This is a genomic window from Clostridioides sp. ES-S-0054-01 (assembly GCA_021561035.1).
Taxonomy (GTDB): domain Bacteria; phylum Bacillota; class Clostridia; order Peptostreptococcales; family Peptostreptococcaceae; genus Clostridioides.
This window is the reverse complement of sequence record CP067346.1, coordinates 3,290,197-3,305,661: the sequence shown is the minus strand read 5'-3', so window position 1 is coordinate 3,305,661 and position 15,465 is coordinate 3,290,197. Positions and strand designations below refer to the sequence as shown.

Annotated in this window: 11 protein-coding genes; 10 read left to right on the top strand and 1 reads right to left on the bottom strand. The window is 26.6% G+C overall.

The window, feature by feature from the left end; translation table 11 throughout:
• The first annotated feature begins 238 nt into the window (after nucleotides 1-238).
• From JJC02_15140 to ascB, 9 genes are all read left to right on the top strand, one after another.
• Complete coding sequence (locus JJC02_15140; protein UDN54211.1) at nucleotides 239-2,392, top strand: radical SAM peptide maturase, CXXX-repeat target family; 2,154 nt, start codon at nucleotides 239-241, stop codon at nucleotides 2,390-2,392.
• 21 nt (nucleotides 2,393-2,413) lie between these two features.
• Complete coding sequence (locus tag JJC02_15135; GenBank protein ID UDN54210.1) at nucleotides 2,414-2,749, top strand: CXXX repeat peptide modification system protein; 336 nt, start codon at nucleotides 2,414-2,416, stop codon at nucleotides 2,747-2,749.
• A gap of 50 nt (nucleotides 2,750-2,799) precedes the next feature.
• On the top strand, nucleotides 2,800-2,955 hold the full coding sequence (locus tag JJC02_15130) for a hypothetical protein (GenBank protein UDN54209.1): 156 nt from the start codon (nucleotides 2,800-2,802) through the stop codon (nucleotides 2,953-2,955).
• Nucleotides 2,956-3,291: 336 nt separating this feature from the next.
• Entirely contained in the window at nucleotides 3,292-5,010 is a 1,719-nt protein-coding gene (locus tag JJC02_15125; protein ID UDN54208.1) for an ABC transporter ATP-binding protein, read from the top strand.
• Nucleotides 5,011-5,046: 36 nt separating this feature from the next.
• Nucleotides 5,047-5,706 (top strand): ABC transporter ATP-binding protein, encoded by a 660-nt coding sequence (locus tag JJC02_15120; GenBank protein ID UDN56436.1) that lies wholly within the window; start codon nucleotides 5,047-5,049, stop codon nucleotides 5,704-5,706.
• An 11-nt stretch (nucleotides 5,707-5,717) separates the two neighbouring features.
• Complete coding sequence (locus JJC02_15115) at nucleotides 5,718-8,219, top strand: ABC transporter permease (protein ID UDN54207.1); 2,502 nt, start codon at nucleotides 5,718-5,720, stop codon at nucleotides 8,217-8,219.
• Nucleotides 8,220-8,732: 513 nt separating this feature from the next.
• Nucleotides 8,733-9,575, top strand: a complete 843-nt coding sequence (locus JJC02_15110) for a PRD domain-containing protein (GenBank protein ID UDN54206.1) — start codon at nucleotides 8,733-8,735, stop codon at nucleotides 9,573-9,575.
• 144 nt (nucleotides 9,576-9,719) lie between these two features.
• The gene (locus tag JJC02_15105) at nucleotides 9,720-11,648 is read left to right on the top strand and encodes a PTS glucose transporter subunit IIA (protein UDN54205.1); all 1,929 of its coding nucleotides are present in this window, start codon (nucleotides 9,720-9,722) and stop codon (nucleotides 11,646-11,648) included.
• A gap of 79 nt (nucleotides 11,649-11,727) precedes the next feature.
• The gene (ascB, locus tag JJC02_15100; GenBank protein UDN54204.1) at nucleotides 11,728-13,155 is read left to right on the top strand and encodes a 6-phospho-beta-glucosidase; all 1,428 of its coding nucleotides are present in this window, start codon (nucleotides 11,728-11,730) and stop codon (nucleotides 13,153-13,155) included.
• 299 nt (nucleotides 13,156-13,454) lie between these two features.
• Here ascB and JJC02_15095 read toward each other — a convergent pair whose 3' ends face one another.
• Nucleotides 13,455-14,003, bottom strand: coding sequence for a PadR family transcriptional regulator (locus JJC02_15095; GenBank protein ID UDN54203.1), 549 nt, complete (start codon nucleotides 14,001-14,003; stop codon nucleotides 13,455-13,457).
• Between the two features lie 190 nt (nucleotides 14,004-14,193).
• Between JJC02_15095 and JJC02_15090 the strand changes: the two genes are divergently transcribed.
• Entirely contained in the window at nucleotides 14,194-15,450 is a 1,257-nt protein-coding gene (locus JJC02_15090) for an OFA family MFS transporter (GenBank protein UDN54202.1), read from the top strand.
• The last annotated feature ends 15 nt before the right edge of the window (nucleotides 15,451-15,465 follow it).

Sequence of the window (15,465 nt, the reverse complement as noted above, 5' to 3'; positions counted from 1 at the left end):
GTTTTATGCATTTGGACTATTTTAGTTTTTATTTAAGCTGTTACTTTTAAATGATCAATTGTAGCAAAATTATCGATAATAGACAATAATATAAAAAATGATTTAAATCAATCTGTTAAATTTAACGAATAATATTATTAATAATTTAAAATATCGTAAAAAATAATTAAGTAGTGTTATCCTAGGAATGAGTTTAACAAAAATCATATGATAATCTAAAGAATTAGGAGAAAATTGTATGTCTAAAAATTATTTAATGGGATGTGGAAATGAGCAATGGAAGGAAGGAAAGGCATATGAAGTTACATTTATTGTAACTGAAGATTGTAATTTACGTTGTAGTTATTGCTATGAAGTTCATAAAAATAATAAAAAACGTATGTCATTTGAGATAGCAAAAAAAAGTGTCGATTATATATTGGATAATGAGGAATTGTATGATGCTCCAGCTGTAATATGGGATTTTATTGGTGGAGAACCTCTTCTAGAGATTGAGTTAATTGATAAAATTAGTGACTATATTAAGATTCAATCTTATCGAAAGAAACATAAGTGGTTAAACGATTATAGATTTAATATTGGAACTAATGGTACGCTTTATAATCAACCCCTGGTTAGTAAATATATTAGGAAAAATAAAGATAAACTTTCTATAAGTATGACTATTGATGGAACTGAGAGAAAACATAATTTACATAGAATATATGAAGACGGTAGAGGTTCATACAATGATGTATTCAAAAACATACCCAAATGGTTATCAGATATGCCAGACTCAACTACAAAAGTAACCTTTGGAAGTGAAGATTTGATATATTTGAAAGAAAGTATAATTCACTTATGGAATTCAGGTTTAAAAGATGTGCCAGCTAATGTAGTTTATGAAGATGTATGGAAAGATGGAGATGATAAAGTATTTGAAAATCAATTAATATCTTTAGCAGATTATGTAATAGATAATAAACTTTGGAATGAGGTGAATTGCACATTATTTGATGAAAATTTAGGTGGTCCAATAACTGATTTTAATCTAAAATCTAATTTTTGTGGAACTGGAAGGATGTTAGCTATTGATGCTAATGGAGATTTTTATCCTTGCTTAAGATTTTCTGATTTTTCATTAAATGACAAATGTGGTAGATCAATAGGAAATGTTAATGAAGGAATTATATTAGATAAAGTTAGACCATTTTTAGCCCTATCAACTGAAAATATAAGCAAAGAAGAGTGTATAAAATGTGAAGTGGCATCAGGATGTGCTTGGTGCCAAGGTTCTAATTATGATTGTGCAGATAATTCATCAATTTATAATAGAGCTACATACATATGTAAGATGCATAAGGCAAGAATTAGAGGAAATAACTATTACTGGGATAGGTTAAAAAGAGAACATAATATTCGCAGAAAGATTGAACCAAAGTTCAAGAAAAATATGTATTTTATACTTTCTGATGACTCTGTAGAACATTGTAGCTACTCTAGTAAATCAAATTCAGAAAATATTATGAGCAAAGAATTGTTAAAAAAGGCATTGAATTACTGTGAAAAGAATTTTTTCAAACCAATTATTTTGAATTCAAAAACCCAAGAGAATATTATTGACTTAGATAGTTTTTCGGTATTATCAAGAATTGAAATAAGGGATTTAAAAATCAAGCCAACATATAAAAATACAAATGAAATTGTATGTTTAAATATAGAGGATATTGATGAATATATTGGTGGAAGGAATTGCATTCTTAATATTTATTCTTCCCAAATTAATCAAATATATATTAGCATTAAAAAATTATTGGAAAAGTCAAAAAGAATTAACTTAGTTTTCAAAGGTAATATTAATGAGATCGACTTAAAACTATATGAAGGTGAACTTTTTAAAATTAAAGATTTATTAATCAAGCTTTATGAGCGAAAGCAATATAAAGAGGTTAATGTTATTACAGATAGAATATTTTTGAATAAAATGGACAATTGTGAATGTGGAGAGAATAATTATGCTATTGCTCCAAATGGGAATATTTATATTTGCCCAGCATTTTATTTTAATAATCCAGAAGATTTTATAGGTAATATAGATGAAGGAATAACAGAAGATAAATTATTTAATTGTGATATGGATCACTCTCCTGTCTGCTTAGCTTGTGATGCATATCAGTGCAATAGATGTGTATATCATAATATAAACTGTACTGGAGAGTACAATATACCTGGACATAAGCAGTGCGAAAAAAGCCACATTGAAAGAAATACCTCTATGATACTACAAAGACTTATAAAAGATTATAAATTACCTATAGATTTAGAGGAAGATATTAAACCATTAGATTATTCTGATCCAATTGAACTTATTCTTGGAGAATTAGATGTTAATCCATATGCAAGCATAAAATAAAAACTTAGGGGGATATAGAAAATGAATTTAATAACAACTATTTCTAAAGAAGATAACGAAACTTTAATAAATATAGTTGAAGAAATTAATACTTTAAGGAATCTTATGATTACATTGACTGAAGAAAATAATCTTTATAAAGAGAACAGTGATTTATATAAACAGATAACTGAAGATATCAAAGAAGCAAATCATAAATATACTTTATATTGGGAAATGTTAATCAAAAAGTACAATCTTAATTTAGAATTAGCTAATAAATATACTCTTAATTTCTCTGATTGTAGTATCTATTTAAATGAGTTTGATGAAGATCAAATGTTTTCTGATGAAGGTTATAAATGTGAAAATATATAGATAATATGAAGTATATTAAACAAATATAAAAAGAAAGAGGGGGATATTATATGAAATTAGATTCAAAGAATATTGAAACTTCAGTTGACCCAAGATGGTGTCCATGTAAAAATGCAGGTTGTCAGTTTTCTTGCATGAAAAAATGTACAGGATGCTTGGGTTCATGTGAAGGAGGTTGTAAAGGAAAAGTACTTATTCAACCATAATTGTTTATTTTAATAAAACTTGTATAAAGGGGAGTGTTAAAATATGAAGCTTGACAGTAAGATAGTTAATGATAACATAAATCCAAGATGGTGTCCATGTAAGGGTAATTGTGTTGCGAGTTGTAAAGGAACTTGTATACTAGGTTGTCACGGATGTGTAGGCACTAGATAAAAACAAAACATGTTTATAACCTTATGCATTCTAATTTTAATATACTTTTAAATTTAGCAATGTGTCTAATAAAATTACAGTACTTAAAAAGCTCCATGTTTTATGAAGATTCATAGCATGGAGTTTTTCAAAGTTATAAAAATGTTACTTAGAGGTGAAAATATATGGTCTCTGAAATTAAGAAAATTAAAAATTATAAAATATTTATAAAATACATAAAGCCTTATAAGTTAAGATTTATATTTTTATATTTAGCCACAATATTAAGTAATGTAGCAGATCTTTTTCCTATTTATTTTCTAGGTAAGATTATAAATTATGTAACAGAAGGAAAGTTTGATGGTATTGTCAAAATAATTTGTTTTCTATTTATTATTTTTATGATAAATTCTTTCTTTAGTATTATTGAAACTTATTTAACTAAGTGGTTAATATTTAGAATCAATCAAGATATAAAAGCTGATATTTATAAAAAGAGCATAGAGTTATCTATAATTGATTTCAATATGTTAGGATCAGGACATATTATATCACTAATTGAAGGAGATAGTGAAACCATATCTAATTTTTTTGTGGTTAAAATAATAGAAGTAGTTATTGCAATTATTAAGTCTATTGTTTCGTTATTTTTTCTACTTTATTTGTCAATACCATTAACAATAATAGCAATAATATCATTTCCAATAGGATTTTTGGGTTATGTAATATGTGGAAAGAAAATAAACATAAAAACTAGTTTATTAAGACAGCTAGGTGATGAATTGTATTCATTTCTTAATAATTCTTTAGATGGAATTAAAGATGTGAAAGCTTATACAATGGAGCAAATTATGTACAAAAAATTTAAAAATTATATAAAACGTTATAGGGAATTAAATATGGAAATTGCAGTTTTAGATATTATTGTAGGTTTTTTAAATTTATTTATTTCTTCATTAACAGAATGGATTATTATAGGTTATGGGACTTGGTTAATAATATATAATAAATTTACTATAGGTTCGTATGTCGCCTTTAATGGTTTTTTAGCAACATTTTTTGATGGAATCAAAAGTATATTAAATATTAACTTAGTTTATCAAACCGTTATTGCCTCAATAGATAGAATTTCTAACTTCTTTGATATTTCTATAGATCATAGTAATAGATATTTGATGATTAGCAAAATTAGTGGAAGAATATTATTTGATAAAGTTCATTTTACTTATCCGAATACGAATAAAAAAATATTAAGTGATTTTACAGCTATTTTTGAACCAAAATCATTATCAGTTATTGTGGGATTAAATGGAGCAGGAAAAAGTACCTTGTTTTCATTGATTGAACAATTTTATTTGCCTAACAATGGTGATATATATATTGATAACAATAACATTCGAAATGTTGACTTAGATAACTTAAGGAAGAATATTTCAATAGTGCATCAAAGACCTGTCATGATTAACGGTACTATAAAGGAAAATTTATTATATGGAGATATTAATGCTACGATAGAGAAAATAAATCAAGTTTGTGAAAAAGTAGATTTAGCAAAATTTATTGAAGAACTACCTGATAGATTTGATACAATTTTGGAGGAATTATCAGGTGGACAAATGAAAAGAATAGCTATTGCTCGAGCATTAATAAAAGATCCTAAGATATTATTAATGGATGAAATAACTTCTGATTTAGATGGAAAAAATGAAAATGAAATTATGTGTCTTTTAGATGAGTTATCAAAGGAGAAGACAATCATAATAATTTCTCATAGAATTACTTCTATAACCAATGTACCCAATATTTATGTTTTAGATAATGGTCACATTGTTGATAGAGGAGACCATGAATCTTTATTAAAGAGATGTCCTATATACTCTGTTTTAATTAATAATCAATCTTAAAAGTTTTGTATGAAAGGAAATAATGGTATGAAAAAAATGATAATTGAAGTTTCAAACTTATCTAAAGTTGTAGACTTGTTAAACACAGAACTTACTATACTAAGGAATATAGATTTATACATAGAAGAAGGAGAATTTGTTTCTATAATGGGTGCTAGTGGTAGTGGGAAAAGCTCTCTAATAAGTATATTAAGTGGTCTTGATAAAAACTATACTGGAAACGTGAAAGTTTGTGGTGAGAATTTATCGAAATTAACTGATGATGAACTTGCTGAATATAGAAATAGAAAGATAGGGATTGTATTTCAATCATTTAACTTAATTACATCAATGTCTGTTGAAGAAAATATAAAATTGCCATTGATTTTTTCTGATAATAAAGATTATAAAATAGTAGATAAGATGATTAAAAAGGTTGGGTTGACATCCAAAACAAAAAATAATATTAAACAGTTATCAGGTGGTGAGAAGCAAAGAGTTGCTATTTCAAGAGCTCTAGTTTGTTCTCCAAATATACTCTTTGCTGATGAACCAACTGGATCATTAGATAGTACTAATAGTCATGCTATAATGAAATTGTTTAAGAATATAAACAATGAATATGGTACTACAATAGTAATGGTTACTCATGATATTCAAATGGCAGAATATAGTGATAGGATTATAAGTATTAAAGATGGAACTATTATAAAATAGGTGGTGATACATTGATATTTCATGAAGTTTATAAAATATATAGTAAGAATAGTTTGAAGAATAATAAATTATTAAAAATCTCTTGTATAATATCTATTGTATTTGCCACATCAATATTACTTTTTACAAGAGTGTTAACGGATACATATTCAAGTGAAGTTAAGAGAAATATGGCTATAACAAATGGTGGAGATATAAAAATACAAAATATAGAATATAATAAATACTACTTTACAAGTGAACAAATAGGTAAGTTAGAAGAATTAAAAGATAAAGAATCTATTGATTTTCAGTTGGGAAGTAGTATGAATACAAATATATTGTCAAATGGTATGATTGAAAGTACTGAATTGACTGTAGTAAATAATATAAAAATGCAAAATACATATTTAAAATTAAGAAATGAAAATGATATAGTTTTATCCCAAAAAACAGCTAATAAATTAAATGTAAATATAGGAGATAAAGTGTTTTTAAAACTACATTCTTCAGTTTATGATGATACATATTTTAAAGTTAGTGATATAATACCAAAACGGTTTTCATTAAGTACAGCTCAAAAAGAAGCAGAGGTTGGCCAAGAGGTAGTTGGAGAAAGTTATGTATATTTGCCTAATGAAACTAAATATAATGTGGCTTATATAAATATAATAAACAAAGAAAATGTGAAAAATATTAAAAATGAAATAAAAAATGTATTTAAAAACCATTTTGAAGTTAGAACAACTGATGAACTAGAACAGTCAATAATAAAGAGAATATCTATGCAATTAGATTCAATAAATTTAATTGGAGCTATTTCATTATTAATCACTGGAATTTGTCTATGTTCTACATTTATTGTATTTATTTTAAATCGAATACATGATTTTTCAACTTTTAAGGCTTTAGGAATTAAAAAAAGAAGTTTATCTTTTCTAGTATTTACTGAACTTATGTCAATTACTATAAAGGGGATTATAATAGGTATTATTTTGGGGATTCCTATAACTATATTCTATATTAACTTACAACATATTAATCTATTTAATATTTCTATTTTGAGTATTATCAAAAATATTTTCATTTCAATAGTTATTATAATAATTGAAACATCAATATTCTCATTAATTCCTATAAGTTTTGTTAAAAAAATACCTTATGAAGGAATAAATAGAGATAATAGTATGTTGTCTTCATATAAATTTAACTTTATTCCAGATATAATTCTTGTAATATTTTTAACAAGTATTTCTTTTACAATATATGTGAAGTCCTTTCTAGGTATTTTTTTTATTTTAGGATTAATACTACTAGATTTATTGGTATACAGTTTGATATATGCATTATTAAAAATGGTATGTTTAATTAAAAAAATTATTAAAGGAAAATACTCGATTACTTTTATATATCTTAATAATGATTGTAAAACCAATGCTTTTAGCTCTAGTCTATTAACAATAACAATAATATTTGTTTTGTTGTTGTTTATGATATCTGAAATAACCTTTGCTATGTTTAGCAATTATGAAGTTGATAATAGTATAAAAAATTCAATTGTATATCAAACAACTTTAGAAGGAAAATTAATTACAGATAAAAAACTTATCGAAAATGATATAGATTATTTTCAATATTATCCAATTAAAATAGATAGTATAGAGTCAGTAAATAATATTTCTGTTAATGATTATATTGAAAAATTTCCATATGAGAATAGAAAAGATGTAATGAATGATTTAAATGACTTAAGTGTTGATTTATTCAATACTAAACAGACAATATTAAAAAGTGATTTAGAGTATGGAAACTGGTTCAAAGAAAATGATAAAGAAAATAGTATAATTATAAATAATTATCTTCATAGATACTTAATAGATTATAAACTAGGTGATACTGTAAAGTTAAGAATTAATGGAAAGGATATAGACTTTAAAGTAATAGGATTTTTAAGTCCAAAATCATTGAACAAAGGTGTAGATTTAGGATATATAAATATAAATGAAAATATTTCACCTAAAACCCTTGATTTATCTAAAAATCAACCAGTAATATATTTTTTTAAAGAAAAGTTAGATAACACTTTACTTAGCAAATTATTACATAATGATAAATATGCTAATTTAGAGGACTATAATGATTTTGCTTATTCTATGAAAACATATGTTGATGATCAAAAGTCATTACTTTTGAATATTATATTTGCTGTGTCATTGTCAAGTATACTTCTAATACTAACATCTCAAATAATTATTTTTATAAGGAGAGTACTAGATTATCAAATTATGTATAGAGTAGGAATGAGTAAACGAAAATTGATAAAAATAGGTTTATTAGAAATGATAATTGTATCAATTATCCAAAGTATTCTTATAGCAATTTTTTATGAACTATTTAGATTCTTACTAATTTCATTGTTACAGAGAGATTATAATATTAATTATTTATTGATTTTAATAGAATTTTTAGTAGTATTGTCTATAAATTGTTTTATATTTATATTGGCTCAAAGAAATATTAAATTAGACTTATAAATTTTTTATTGATACAAATCTAGTATAGATTTTAAGTCAAATGAAGAGGTTAATAATTGAATTTATAAATCGAAAAACGACCTCTTGTGAGAGATTAAATTACTAAAGGAGGTCGTTTTTTATTACAGAAATAAATAAGAGATAGAGAATAGTTTAGAGGTCAGAAAGAAAATATAATTTAAAACATATAACAACATATAATCTTCTAATAAATAAAGGATTTAATGTTGTTGATTTTAAAAATTATAATAAAACTATTAAAAATGAACTCTATTAAATTAATATTAATGAGAATAATTATTATAACTGACAAAAAGCAACACAAAAGATTGATGCAGTATATGGAAATAAAAAGTTGACAAAATATGTCTGATGTTTTATCATATTAATTGGAATTAGGTAGTAATTGTTTAAGTACAAGCTAAGCTTATTCATTAATAATAGCAGTATCCTAGGAAGGAGTATGCCCATTATTATGGATAAGCTTTTTTTATGCTTAAAAGGAGGATAATCATGATAATTAATAAGATATTAAATAATAATGTTGTAATCACATTAGATGACAATGATGAAGAAATTATTGTCATGGGTAAAGGAATTGGTTATCAAAAATCAAAAGGAGATTTGATAGATAAAACTAAAGTAAATAAAGTATTTAGAATATCAAATAAAGAAATATCGAATAAGTTACAAGAATTACTTAACAATATTCCTATAGAACACATGAAATTATCTAGTGAAATTATAGAGTATGCCCAAAAAAAACTAAATAAGAAGTTAAATGAAAGTATTTATATATCATTAAGTGACCATACATATTCTGCGATTCAAAGAATGAAAGAAGGAATAAACGTAAAGAATGCAATACTTTGGGAAATTAAAAGATTTTATAAAGAAGAGTTTGAAATTGGGATGAAAGCACTAGGTATTATTGAAAGCAAAACACATGTAAAATTACCAGAAGATGAAGCTGGATTTATAGCCTTTCATATAGTAAACGCTCAGTTAAGTGAAGGTCATACCTTAGCATCTGATATCACAAAGTTAATACAAGAAGTACTTAGTATAGTTAGATATCATTTTAGGATAGAGTTTCATGAGGAATCAGTATTTTATTATAGATTTATAATGCATCTTAAATTTTTTGCACAGAGATTACTTTTAGATAGTGAACATGAAGGTGAGACAGACAAAGAATTATTAAACATTATTAAATCTAAATATAATAAAGAATTTGAATGTGTAGCTAAGATTAAAAATTTTATTAAAAAACAATATAACTACATATTAACATATGACGAGCTTATATATTTAACTATACATTTAGCTAAAGTAGTTAAAGATTCAAATGTGTAAGCTGAATAATTTTTAGTAGTAATATAGTAATAGCTATTGAAAGGAGTGATACTAAAAAAACTATACCTATGGTTGGATGGTAACATTGAGTTGGCCAAACCTTCAAATTTCAAAAAATTAATTTAAAGAAATATGGAGGAAAAAATGGGAAAATACAAACAATTAGCACAAGAAATAGTAAAAAATGTTGGTGGAAAAGAAAATATTAGTGGATTAGTACACTGTATTACGAGATTACGTTTTACATTAAAAGATGAAAGTATAGCAAATGATAATATATTAAAAAACATGGAAGGTATTGTTACCATAATGAAAAGTGGAGGACAGTATCAAGTAGTCATAGGAAATCATGTTGAAGCTGTCTATAAAGATGTAATTGAAATAATTGATTTAGATGACTCAAGTGCAAATTCAGAAACTAAAAAATCAAGTAGCATGCTAGATAAATGTATCGATATAATATCAGGAATTTTCCAGCCAGTACTAGGAATAATGGCAGCCTGTGGTATGTTAAAAGGTTTTAATGCTTTATTTGTAGCAATGGGGCTATATAGTGATGTATCTGGTGGATATATGGTAATAAATGCAGCGGGAGATGCATTGTTTACATTCCTTCCTTTATTTTTAGGATATACTTCAGCTAAGAAATTTGGTCTAAAACCAATGTTGGGATTAGCACTAGGGGCTGCAATGTGTTATCCTGCTATACAAGGTAGCAGTATATCAGTAGGTACAGATGTTATGTACACTTTATTTAAAGGAACAATGTTTGCATCTCCAGTATACATTGACTTCTTTGGACTACCAATGATATCAATGGATTACACTGGAACGGTCGTACCAATTATATTTATAGTGTACTTTGCATCTAAGTGTGAAAAATTATTTAACAAGTTTATTCCAGATTTAGTTAAGTTTTTCTTTGTACCAATGCTTACATTATTAGTAACATTACCTGTTGCACTTATAGTTATAGGTCCTATAGCAACATTTGGTTCTACACTTATTTCACAAGTTGTAATTTCGATAAGAGATTTTAGTCCATTATTAGCAGGTGTTATAGTAGGATTTACTTGGCAAATTCTTGTTATTTTTGGTATGCACTGGGGATTCATTCCTGTATATATAAATAATGTTATGACTTTAGGATACGATAATGTTATGATGCCATTCTTTGCTTGTACATTTGCAAGTTCGGCAGTTGTATTAGCTATATTTTTTAAGACTAAAGATAAGAAGTTAAGAGAGATGGCAATACCAAACTTTATATCTGGTATATTTGGAGTTACCGAGCCAGCAATTTATGGAATATTATTACCTTTGAAGAAACCATTTATAATAAGTTGTATTGCTAGTGGTATTGGGGGGGCTTTCTATGGATTCTTTAATCTTAGAAAGTTTATAACTGGAGGAATGGGCATATTCGAACTTCCAGCAATGATTGAACCAGATGGAGGAATGGGTAACTTAATAGTAGCTCTTTCTGGTATAGCTATATCAATGATTGTAGCTTTTGTATTAACTATGGTTTTATATAAAGATGAGCAAGTAGGAGAAGCTAAAGAAGTAAAAAATAAAGTAAAAGAAGAAACAAAAGAAGTTAAGTCTACTAAATTAGAAAGAGAAGTAGTAGCAAGCCCTATAAAAGGTGAGGTATTAAATTTAAGCGATATAGAAGATGCGGCATTTGCATCTGGTGTACTAGGTCAAGGTATAGCTATAGTACCTAGTGATGGAAAAGTAGTTGCACCAGTAGATGGATTGGTTACAACTTTATTCCCCAGTCTACATGCTATAGGAATTCTTTCAGATGAAGGTGTTGAAGTGCTTATTCATATTGGATTAAATACTATTCAGTTAGAAGGAAGAGGTTTTGAGGCATGTATAAAGCAAGGTGATAGAATTACAAAAGGTCAAACTATATTAAACTTTGATATTGATATAATAAAGAAATCGGGATATAGTGTTGTAACTCCAATTGTTATTACAAATTCATCACAATTTTTAGATGTGGTAGAAACAGAAAGTAAAAATGTCGAATTAGAAGATAATCTGATTACAGTTATATTTTAGTAAGAGATTAAAGTATTAATAAAAGACTAAAGCATTAGCGTAAGTTAATGCTTTAGTTGTAATTTTAGGAGGCTTAACTATGAGTTTTAAAAAAGATTTTTTATGGGGAGGAGCTACTGCAGCTAATCAATGTGAAGGTGGATATAATGAAGGCGGAAGAGGGTTAGCAAATGTAGACGTATGTCCAACAGGAAAAGACAGAACAGCAGTTATTACAGGAAAATTAAAAATGTTTGATTTTGATGATAAGCATTATTATCCAGCTCAAACTGGCATCGATATGTACCATAATTATAAAGAAGATATAAAACTATTTGCTGAAATGGGATTTAAAGTATATAGAATGAGTATTGCATGGAGTAGAATATTCCCAAAAGGTGACGAAGATGTGCCAAATGAAAGGGGTCTTCAATTTTATGAAAATATATTTAAAGAATGTAAAAAATATAAAATAGAGCCATTAGTTACTATTACACATTTTGATTGTCCAATGCATTTAATTAAAAAGTATGGTGCATGGCGTAATCGTAAGATGATAGGTTTCTATGAGAGACTGTGTAATGTTATTTTTAGAAGATATAAGGGGTTAGTTAAATATTGGTTAACTTTTAACGAAATAAATATGATTCTACATGCTCCATTTATGGGTGCTGGTATTTGTTTTGAAGAAGGTGAAGATGTTGAAAAGATAAAATATCAGGCTGCTCATCATGAACTTGTAGCTAGTGCAATTGCAACTAAAATAGCACATGAAGTTGATGCAAATAACTTAGTTGGATGTATGTTTGCAGCTGGAAGTGTATACCCTTATAGTTGCAATCCTAATGATGTATGGGAAGCTACGAAGTTAGATAGAGAAAATTATTTTTTTATAGATGTACAATCTAGAGGAAAATATCCTAATTATGCATTAAAGTATATGGAAAAAAAAGGTATTACACCAAAAATGAAACCTGGCGATATTGAATTATTGAATAAACATACTGTAGATTTTATTGCATTCTCATATTATAACAGTCGCTGTGTTAGAACTGATGAAAATGCAGATGATGTAGCTGAAGGAAATATATTTACATCTGCTAAAAATCCATACCTTTCATATAGTCAATGGGGATGGCCAATTGATCCATTAGGTTTAAGAATTACATTAAATCATGTATATGATAGATATGAAAAACCACTATTTATTGTAGAAAATGGATTGGGTGCTAAAGATATAGCTGATGAAAATGGTTATGTAGAAGATGATTATAGAATTAATTATTTAAGGGAGCATATAAAAGCTATGCATGATGCAGTTTCTATAGATGGTGTAGATTTATTAGGATATACTATGTGGGGTCCTATTGACTTAGTAAGTGCTAGCACAGGTGAAATGGAAAAGCGTTATGGATTTATATATGTAGATAGAGATAATATTGGTAATGGAAGTTTGAGAAGAACGAAAAAGAAAAGTTTTGAATGGTATAAGAAAGTAATTGCTTCAAATGGTGAAGATTTATATTAAATAAAAAACTATAAAGATAGCTTTAAATTTAAAATGTACCCTATAGAGTAGATACCTAAAAATCATCCTATAGGGTATTTTTGTATATAATCAAGGAGACAATGGAGGGGTTAATACTTAATAGAAAGTGTAATTATAAATATAGCAATTGATATAATAATAAAACTTATATAGATACATATATTATTACAATAATTAAGGGAATCCATGGGAATAAAAAAGATGATTTCTATTAAAAACAGAAATCATCTACTTAATGTTGCATAGCTTTAAATATTTTATAGATTTTAAAAAAATATTTATTTTTTGCTTTGCTTTAAACAAATATCTATACAGTTATTTAGCCATTTAATTTGACCTTCTTCTCTTATAATAGCTCCATCTAATACAAGATAATCACCAAAATAATCATCATAAAAAGCGGGAATTTCAGTATAAGCATCTTTTTGACTTATTAGGAATTCAAGTCGTTTACTGTGCTGAATACGTTGATTTTTAAGTAAAGCAATCCTACTTTCTAAATCTAAATTATTATAAAAATATACTCTCAATCTAAATTTATTTTTAGGAGTAGGTTCCATTGGCATGTCTTTAGATAACCAAGTTAAAAACTCATCTTTTCCTTTTTCGGTTATGTAGTAAACTTTTTTTTCTAACACATCACCACTAATTTCAACTTCATGAACTATTAAATCTTCATTAGTTAATTTTTTTAACTCTGGATAAATTTGGCTATGTTTTGCACTCCAAAATTCATTTAATTGAAAATTAAACTCTTTACTTAAATCGTATCCTGTCATAGGCTTTCTATTTAATAGTCCCAATATTGCATATTTAAGGGTTCCCATATTTCACCTCTTTAGTTTTATTATCTATCAATAAGTCTATTATATCATTATTTATAAAAAAATAGGTTAAATAAAAAACTAAATACAAACATGTAAATAGTTACATGTTTGTATTTACATGAAAATATTATTATGATAATATTAACATAAATAAAATGAATAGATTGAATTATTTGGAGGGGAGAAAGTAATGAACTATACTAAAAAAAGATGGATTATATTAATCGCAAGTTGTTTTATCAATTTGTGCATTGGGTCAATTTATGCATGGAGTGTATTTGCTACACCTATGGCAGAATACTTAAGTGGAATTAATGGAACAGTATTTACTGCAGGAACTTTAGCAATAGTATTCACAGTTACTAATTCTGTTGGACCTATAACTATGATTACTGGAGGAAGAATAAATGATAAATTTGGTCCCAAGAAAGTTATTTTTGTAGGCGGTCTTATATTTGGTATTGGAATGATTTTATCTGGATTTTCAAAAAGCTTGCCAATGTTAATATTAACATATGGAATCATACTAGGGCTTGGGGTTGGTATGGTATATGGATGTACAATAAGTAACTCTGTTAAATTTTTCCCAGATAAACGTGGCTTAGTAGGGGGAGTAACAACTGCTGCTTATGGATTTAGTTCTGTAATTATACCACCAATAGCAAATAGTATAACTACTAGCTTTGGTATTACAACAGCATTTAAATCAATAGGAATTGTATTTCTTATAATTGTATGTGGAGCATCATTTTTTATTGAAAAATGTCCAAATGATTTTGTACCAGAAGGATGGACACCACCAGTTATGAAAGGCAAACAATTAAAAAATAAAGATTGGAAAGAGATGCTTTCTTCATCTATATTCTATGTGATGATTATTTTATTAACATGTGGAGCATTTTACGGATTGATGTGTACATCAATGGCATCTGCTTTAGCACAAAATATGATAGGAATGACATCAGCGACAGCTGCAATTGCAGTTTCTGTTTTAGCTTTATTCAATACAGCAGGTCGTATTGTAGCAGGTTATATATCAGATAAGATAGGTAGAATAAATACTTTATCAGTGGCATTTATAATTTCAATTGTAGGTTTATTGTGTTTATCAACTTCAGTACAAGGAGATATAGTGAAGTTTTACATAGGAATTTCTATTATAGGAGTATGTTTTGGGTCATTTATGGGTGTATTCCCAGGTTTTACAGTAGACCAGTTTGGTCCTAAAAATAATAGTGTTAATTATGGAATCATGTTTATAGGATTTGCATTTGCAGGGTATATTGGACCTACAGTAATGAAAAATGTTTATGCAGTAGATGGTAATTATACAAGAGCCTTCACAATAGGAATTGTTATGGCAATAATAGGCTTAGGATTAACATTTGTTTATAGATTTGTAAATAATAAAGAAATATCCAAATATCAAAGTAAAAAAATAAGTTAATATGGAGGGAAATAG

Excerpts from the sequence above, each read along its gene's own strand:
- JJC02_15140 (UDN54211.1), top strand. The coding sequence starts at position 239 with ATGTCTAAAAATTATTTAATGGGATGTGGAAATGAGCAATGGAAGGAA.
- JJC02_15135 (UDN54210.1), top strand. The coding sequence starts at position 2,414 with ATGAATTTAATAACAACTATTTCTAAAGAAGATAACGAAACTTTAATA.
- JJC02_15130 (UDN54209.1), top strand. The coding sequence starts at position 2,800 with ATGAAATTAGATTCAAAGAATATTGAAACTTCAGTTGACCCAAGATGG.
- JJC02_15125 (UDN54208.1), top strand. The coding sequence starts at position 3,292 with ATGGTCTCTGAAATTAAGAAAATTAAAAATTATAAAATATTTATAAAA.
- JJC02_15120 (UDN56436.1), top strand. The coding sequence starts at position 5,047 with ATGATAATTGAAGTTTCAAACTTATCTAAAGTTGTAGACTTGTTAAAC.
- JJC02_15110 (UDN54206.1), top strand. The coding sequence starts at position 8,733 with ATGATAATTAATAAGATATTAAATAATAATGTTGTAATCACATTAGAT.
- JJC02_15105 (UDN54205.1), top strand. The coding sequence starts at position 9,720 with ATGGGAAAATACAAACAATTAGCACAAGAAATAGTAAAAAATGTTGGT.
- ascB (UDN54204.1), top strand. The coding sequence starts at position 11,728 with ATGAGTTTTAAAAAAGATTTTTTATGGGGAGGAGCTACTGCAGCTAAT.
- JJC02_15095 (UDN54203.1), bottom strand. The coding sequence starts at position 14,003 with ATGGGAACCCTTAAATATGCAATATTGGGACTATTAAATAGAAAGCCT.
- JJC02_15090 (UDN54202.1), top strand. The coding sequence starts at position 14,194 with ATGAACTATACTAAAAAAAGATGGATTATATTAATCGCAAGTTGTTTT.